At 70.9% G+C, this 6370-nt stretch carries 6 protein-coding genes; 2 read left to right on the top strand and 4 right to left on the bottom strand.

Annotation, left to right across the window (positions count from 1 at the left end; genetic code table 11):
• Nucleotides 1-577 precede the first annotated feature (577 nt).
• Nucleotides 578-1477 carry an SDR family NAD(P)-dependent oxidoreductase gene (locus tag A7A76_RS18455; RefSeq protein ID WP_206412576.1) on the bottom strand — a complete coding sequence of 300 codons (900 nt, stop codon included), beginning with the start codon at nt 1475-1477 and terminating at the stop codon, nt 578-580.
• Between A7A76_RS18455 and A7A76_RS26850 the strand changes: the two genes are divergently transcribed.
• The gene (locus A7A76_RS26850) at nt 1455-1730 is read left to right on the top strand and encodes a DUF6053 domain-containing protein (RefSeq protein WP_428995191.1); all 276 of its coding nucleotides are present in this window, start codon (nt 1455-1457) and stop codon (nt 1728-1730) included. The genes A7A76_RS18455 and A7A76_RS26850 overlap by 23 nt on opposite strands.
• Here A7A76_RS26850 and A7A76_RS18450 read toward each other — a convergent pair.
• Nucleotides 1718-2470 carry an SDR family oxidoreductase gene (locus A7A76_RS18450; RefSeq protein ID WP_206412575.1) on the bottom strand — a complete coding sequence of 251 codons (753 nt, stop codon included), beginning with the start codon at nt 2468-2470 and terminating at the stop codon, nt 1718-1720. The two genes, A7A76_RS26850 and A7A76_RS18450, sit on opposite strands and share 13 nt — an antisense overlap.
• Before the next feature lie 153 nt (nt 2471-2623).
• Here A7A76_RS18450 and A7A76_RS18445 point away from each other — a divergent pair, with 153 nt between their 5' ends.
• The gene (locus tag A7A76_RS18445) at nt 2624-3532 is read left to right on the top strand and encodes a LysR family transcriptional regulator (protein WP_206412574.1); all 909 of its coding nucleotides are present in this window, start codon (nt 2624-2626) and stop codon (nt 3530-3532) included.
• A 47-nt stretch (nt 3533-3579) separates the two neighbouring features.
• On the opposite strand, the gene A7A76_RS18440 is transcribed toward A7A76_RS18445, so the two are convergent.
• On the bottom strand, nt 3580-5016 hold the full coding sequence (locus A7A76_RS18440; protein ID WP_206412573.1) for a DUF1501 domain-containing protein: 1437 nt from the start codon (nt 5014-5016) through the stop codon (nt 3580-3582).
• Between the two features lie 12 nt (nt 5017-5028).
• Nucleotides 5029-6370, bottom strand: a 1342-nt coding sequence (locus tag A7A76_RS18435) for a DUF1800 domain-containing protein (RefSeq protein ID WP_206412572.1), incomplete at its 5' end; no start/stop codon positions are given.

Below are 6370 nucleotides of genomic sequence, written 5' to 3'. Positions count from 1 at the left end.
ACGCCGCGCGCGGACGCCGCGGCGAGCGCGGGCGGCGGCAGCGGGTCGCCGCTGCGCCGGCCCCAGTAGTACATGCCTGCCGCGGTGGCGCCCAGCGCCAGCAGCCAGATCCAGGTCCGTCCTTGTTTGCGCACTGTCGTCCTCGGAGTGGCTCGGTGGCGAGGGAGTCGAGGAATCATAAGCGCGAAGCGGCGCGGTTGCGGGGCGCGCGCTGCAGCCGGCACGGTCGCGCGCACGCCGCGATGCGCGCCGACTCATCGCCGGCCGGCGTGGCGAGAGCGGCCCGCTCGTCGAATGCGAAGGCCGGCGCCTACCGAGCCCGGTGCAACGAATACCGGCGACGACCGTTGTTTCTGACAGGTCTTATTGGCGGCGGCGCTGCATGCTGCCACTGTGCACCGCAGACCTCCCTCCGCCGACGGCCGCCAGGACGGCCGCCGCCGGCGCAACGAGACGGCGCACGGGCCGGAGCGATAGCTCCGGCCCGTGCGTTTTTGCGCGTCGGTGTTGCGGGTTGCGTCGTGGTTGCGGTGTCGCAGTCGCGGCTTGCGCCGCTCCTACAGGGGGCTGGCGCTGCTCACGTCAGGCGTGGGGTCAGCAAGTCGGCGAGGTCGTTGCGGCGCAGGAATTCGGCGCGGATGCGGTCGGCGACGGCGCTGACGGTTTCCGAGCCGTCGTCGGCGGGGTCGATGTGGACGCGGAACGGCCGCCGGCCGTAGGGGCGTTCGAGGATCGCGACCATCGCTTCGGCGACGCTGGCCGGGTCGGCGTCGGCGGGAACCCCGGCGGCGAGCTTGCGCAGGATTTCCTCGCCGAATCCTGCGGTCGGGCCGCTTTCGTAGTCGGCCACGCGCGCGCTGTCGGACGGGGCGCCGGCGTGGGCGAAGTGGTTGGTGCCGGAGGTGAACGCGCCGGGCACCAGGATCGAGGTTTCGATGCCCCAGCGCGCCAGTTCGCCGGCGTAGCTGACTGCGAGCGAATCCATCGCCGCCTTGGCCGCGAAGTACGGCGCCAGGTACGGCGGCGTGCCGCCGCGCGCGCTGCTGCTCGAGACCCACAGCAGCAGGCCGCGGCGCTGCGCGCGCAGATGCGGCAGCGCGGCGCGGTTGACCCGCTGCGCGCCGAGCACGTTGCTGTCGTAAAGCTGGGCGAACTGCTCCGGCGCGAACGCTTCGGCCGGGCCGAAGGCCATGTGGCCGGCGTTGTGCACGAGCACGTCGAGGCGGCCGTGCGCGCCGATGATCGCGTCGATGGCGGCATCGGCCGAGGCCTGCGAGGCGATGTCGAGTTCGAGCGTGCGCAGGTCCACGCCCTGTTCGCGCGCGTAGTCGGCCGCGGCAGCGACTTGCGCGGCGTTGCGGCCGGCGGTCTCGCGCATGCTGGCGTAGACGGTGTGGCCGGCGCGGGCCAGCGCGCGCGCGGCGAGCGCGCCGAAACCGCTGGAGGCGCCGGTGATGAGGACGATTTGCTGGGTCATGGCGAAGCTCCGCTGGCGGGCGCGGGGCGCCCGGGGTGGACGATTCGGGAGGATGTTTTCCGAGCTTTCTGGGTTGCTCGCCGCGATCTGGAACGAGAGCGTCGGGACTGAAGTCCCTCCCACAACGGCCGCTGCCCTGTGGGAGGGACTTCCACTGCCTTGTGGGAGGGCCTTCAGGCCCGACGCTTCGCGCTCAGGTCGCGACGCTCGCAAGCGAGGACGCCGTGAAAATGTCCGCGTTCAAAACACGTAGCCGCCGTTGACCCGCAGCACCTGCGAGTTGACCCAGGCGCCGTCGGCGCCGACCAGGAACGACACCGCCGCAGCGATCTCCTCCGGCGCGCCCAGGCGCTCCAGCGGCGCCAGCGAGGTGAAGTGGGCGATCTGCTCGGGCGTCTTGCCGTTGAGGAACAGCTCGGTCGCCACCGGCCCCGGCGCGACCGCGTTGACGGTGATGTTGCGTCCGCGCAGTTCGTTGGCGAGCACGTGCACCAGGCCTTCGACGCCGGCCTTGGACGCGATGTACGGGCCGTAGTTCGGGAACGCCTTGCCGATCACGCTGGTCGACAGCGCGACGATGCGGCCGCCGTGGCCGAGGTGTTCGGCGGCCAGCCCCAGCACGATGTAGCTGCCGCGCAGGTTGGTCGCGATGACGCGGTCGAACTCGGCCAGATCGCCGCCCTGGACCGGCACGTAAGGCATCACGCCGGCGCTGTTGACCACCGCATCGAGGCGGCCGAACGCGGCGCGGGCGGTGGCGAATACGCGGCGCATGCCGTCGGCGTCGGCGACATCGCCCTGCAGCGCGACCGCGCGGCCGCCGGCGGCTTCGATCTCGGCCACGACCGCATCGGCCGCGGCGACGTTGCCGGCGTAGTTGACGGCGACGGCGTAGCCGTCGGCGGCCAGGCGCAGGGCGATGGCGCGGCCGATGCCGCGCGAGGCGCCGGTGACGAGCGCGGCCGGGGAGGAATGGGCGGTCTGGGCGGACATGGACGGACTCCGGTTCGGGTGGGGCCAGTGAGCCGGTAGGGGCCCGGGGCTGGCGGTGGAGGCAGTCTGCGCGTTGGGTGAGGCTGGATAAATCAGGCCGGATTGGCAATACAATTCAAAAATCGCCAACAATCGAGCCGCCGGAGCCCGCCGATGGACCGCCTCGACACCCTGCGCCTGTTCGTCCGCATCGTCGAACTGGGCAGCTTCACCCGCGCCGCCGCGCTGCTGGATTTGCCGCGCGCTACCGCCACCCATGCGATCAAGGAACTCGAAGCGCGGCTCGGCGCGCGCCTGCTCGAACGCACCACGCGGCAAGTGCGGCCGACTCTGGACGGACAGGCCTACTACGAACGCTGCGTGCACGTGCTGGCCGAGCTCGACGACGCCGACGCGGCGCTGGCCCAGGTCGCCAGCGATCCGCGCGGCGTGTTGCGCGTCGACCTGCACGGCATCCACGCCACCGGCATCGTGCTGCCGCGCATCGACGAGTTCCATGCGCGCTATCCGCGCATCGAACTGGAAGTCAGCAGCGGCGACCGTCTGGTCGATCTGGTGGGCGAAGGCATCGACTGCGTGGTGCGCTCAGGGATACCGCGCGATTCGACGCTGGTGGCGCGCAAGATCGCGACCATGCCCGAAGTGGTATGCGCCAGCCCGGATTACCTGCAGCGCTTCGGCGTGCCGCGCCATCCCGACGAGCTGGCCGCGCATCGCGCGGTCGGCTTCTTCGCCAGCGATCGCGACCTGCGTTATCCGTTCGAGCTGAGCGTCGACGGCGCGCTGCGCGAATACCAGCTGGAGAGCTGGATCGGTGTCAACGACGCCGCCTGCTACGCCGCGGCCGCGTTGCGCGGCTGCGGCCTGATCCAGTTGCCGCGCCACGGCGTGGAGGCGTATCTCGACGATGGCCGCCTGGTCGAAGTGCTGGCCGAGTTCGCCAGCCCCGGCGTGCCGGCCTGGGCGATGTATCCGCAGCACCGGCAACTGTCGCCGCGGGTGCGCGCGTTCGTGGACTGGGTGGCGCAGGTGTTCGCCGACAAGTTCGGCGCGGTGGGGTGAAACGCGCGGGGAGCGGCGTCGCGCGCCGCTGCCCGCGCGGCTTCGTTTCAGTCCACCAGTTCCTGCACGTAACGCATCAAGCGTTCGAGCAGATCGGGCTCGCTCGCCGCGGCCGCCTGCGCCTGCGCCGCCTGCACGCGTCGCGCGCCCGGCGCCGGCTTCGGCGCGAGCGTACCGAAGTCGCGCACGATCCCCATCGGCGCGTAGCCGCTGTAGCCGGGGAACACGTTGGCCAGGTTGCTGTTGCCCATGCGCTTGACCAGCAGTTCGGCCAGCACCTGGCGATGGTCGGTGGTGACCGGCACGTCGCCGAAGTGCGGCGACAGGATTTCCGGATCCAGCCCCGACCACGAGCCGTAGAAACGCCGCCCGTTGACCGCGCCGCCGAGCACCAGCACCGGATTGCCATAGCCGTGGTCGGTGCCGCCGTTGGCGTTGGCGCGCACGCGCCGGCCGAATTCGGATTGCACGACCACGGTCACGCGCCCGGCGTGGCCGCTGGCGTCGAGCGCGGCGTAGAACGCCGACAGGCCCTGCGATAGTTCGGCGATCTTGTTCTGGTAGTAGTGGTAGCCGCTGCCCGCGGTGCCTTGGCCGTCGTGCGTATCCCAGCCGCCGAGGTCGAGCGTGGCGTAGTGCAGGCCGAGGCCGAACTGGATCGATTGGGCGATGGTCCACAGCTGCTGGGCGAAGGTCGTGGTCGGCCAGCCGGCCGGCACCGCGCTGTAGCTTTGCCTGGCGATCACCTGCAGTGCGCGGTCGGCGCGCTGGCCGCCGAGTTCCAGCGCCGAAGTACCGGTCCACAGACTGGCCAAGGTTTCGTTGACGCCGCGAAAGCCCGCCGGCGCGCCGCTGCGCGCCGTCTGCCACGACCACGCGCCGGCGTTGAGCGCGAAGTCCGACGGGCTGGCCATGGTAAGCGCCTGCACCGACGACAGCAGGCCCGCCGGCTGGCGCGCGCCGACGCCGAGCGCCGGCAGTTGCTCGCTGCCGCTGAGGTTGGGCTGGGTGTTCATCGCCCGCGCCATCCAGCCGCTGCCGATGCCTTGCGCGCCGGGCGTGCCCAGGTCGATGTAGAGCTGGGCGTCGAAGTGGCTGCGGGTGACGCTGGTCAGCAGGCCGCAGGCGTGGACGATGCCCAGGCGTCCGGCGACCCACAGATCGCGCAGCCCGGTCGCCGAGGGATGCAGGCCGAAGCCGGTGCCGCCGCCGCTGGCGAGCGTCAGCGGCAGCGCGCCGTAGGTGCCGGTCGCGGCGATGGCGAGGTTGGGCCGCGCCTGTTCGTAGAACGTGCGGTCGGCGCCGTCGATCGGCACCACCAGGTTGAGGCCGTCCAGGCCGCCGCGCAGGAACAGGTGCACGACGGTGTCGTGGCCGTTGGCGGCGGCGAAGGCGGGCGCGGCGAACAGCAGCGACGGCCCGCCGACCGCGGTCGCGGCGGCGGTGGCGCAGGTGCCCTTGAGGAAATCGCGTCGGGTGGTCATGGCGGCACCTGCTCAGCGGGTAAGGAATTCGGGCGACATCAGGATCAGCGAGACCATGCTGCGCAGCCGTTCCTGGTTGTAGTGGCGCTTGAGGTCGGTGGCGGCCCAGGCGTTGGTGTCGGTGATGACATACGTCGCCGGATCGCCGTTCTGGGCCATGAACGCCACCAGCGTCTGCTTGCGCGCCGCGGTCGGCTGATAGCCCAGCAACCGCTGGCACCAGTAGTCGACCAAGGCGTTGGCGGTCCACGACGGCACCTTGCTGCGCGTGGTCGCCAGGATCGGCGCCAGCGGCACCGCGTTGTCCTGGGCTTCGGTGAGCCAGTTGAGCAGCTTCCAGGTCATCGCATAGCTGCTGGAGCCCGACCACGCCTCGCGCGTGTCGGGATAGCCGTTCGGCGCCGGCCAGTCGTACGGCGCGTGGCCGGTGAAGCCCATGCGCCAGGCGAATTCGTCGCTCTTGGCGTTGCCCACGGCGATCGTCCAGTCGCTGCCGAGCGTGCGCATCGCCGCGGCCACCGCTTCGAACGGGCGCCGCGCCTTGGCCGCCCACACGTTGATGAAGGCGTCGGTGTTGAGGATGTGGCGCAAGGTCTTGGCGATCTGGTCCGGCGCCTGCCAGTTCTGCCGGAACACCGCCGCCGCGCTGGCCACCAGCGCCGGATCCGGCGTGTCGGACATGAAGCGCCGGATCAGCTTCTTGCAGATGAAGCGCGCCACGCCCGGATGGCTGGCGAGGCGGTCGAGCACGTCGCGCCCGTCCTTCAGCGCCGGCTGCTCGGGATAGAGCATGCGCCCGAGCAGGAACTTCGGCCCGGCGTCGTGCCAGGCCTGGCGATAGACGAAGCTGCCGTCGTTGTCGTTGGGATACTGCCAGTGCCCGTTCTTGACCGACCAGCCGGTGAAGGCCGAGGCGGTCTCGTACACGTCGATGTCGGTGTAGCCGGAGGGATAGTTCGCATCGTCGGCGTCCGGCGGCACCTGGAACGGATCCATGAAGCCCAGGTAATGCTCGGCGCCGAGCGTGTGCAGCTCCAGCAGTTCGCGGGCGAAGTTCTCGTTCGGGCCGGCGCGGGTGTTGGCGGCGTTGTCGAGGTAGTAGAGCATCGAGGTGCTCTTGGCCACTTCCTCGAGCATCGCGCGGAAGTTGCCGAACGCGTGCGGGCGCAGCACGTCGCGCTGGTAATGCACGTACACCGGGCCGGCGTCGTAATCGCCGACGGTGACGTTGAAGTGGTCGTGCCAGAAGTTGACCATCACCTCGCGCAGCTGGCGCCTGGAGTGGACCGCGCGCACCAGCGCGCCGCGCTGGATTTCCCAGGCCGGGCGCATGCGGATCTCGTAGGCCGGGTTC

The sequence above is a fragment of the Lysobacter enzymogenes genome, assembly GCF_017168095.1.
GTDB lineage: Bacteria > Pseudomonadota > Gammaproteobacteria > Xanthomonadales > Xanthomonadaceae > Lysobacter > Lysobacter enzymogenes_D.
This window is presented reverse-complemented; position numbering and strand designations above follow the sequence as displayed.

Bases quoted from the DNA above. Each gene is read 5' to 3' on its own strand.
- A7A76_RS26850 (WP_428995191.1), top strand. From the start codon at position 1,455: ATGAGGACGATTTGCTGGGTCATGGCGAAGCTCCGCTGGCGGGCGCGG.
- A7A76_RS18440 (WP_206412573.1), bottom strand. From the start codon at position 5,016: ATGACCACCCGACGCGATTTCCTCAAGGGCACCTGCGCCACCGCCGCC.
- A7A76_RS18450 (WP_206412575.1), bottom strand. From the start codon at position 2,470: ATGTCCGCCCAGACCGCCCATTCCTCCCCGGCCGCGCTCGTCACCGGC.
- A7A76_RS18455 (WP_206412576.1), bottom strand. From the start codon at position 1,477: ATGACCCAGCAAATCGTCCTCATCACCGGCGCCTCCAGCGGTTTCGGC.
- A7A76_RS18445 (WP_206412574.1), top strand. From the start codon at position 2,624: ATGGACCGCCTCGACACCCTGCGCCTGTTCGTCCGCATCGTCGAACTG.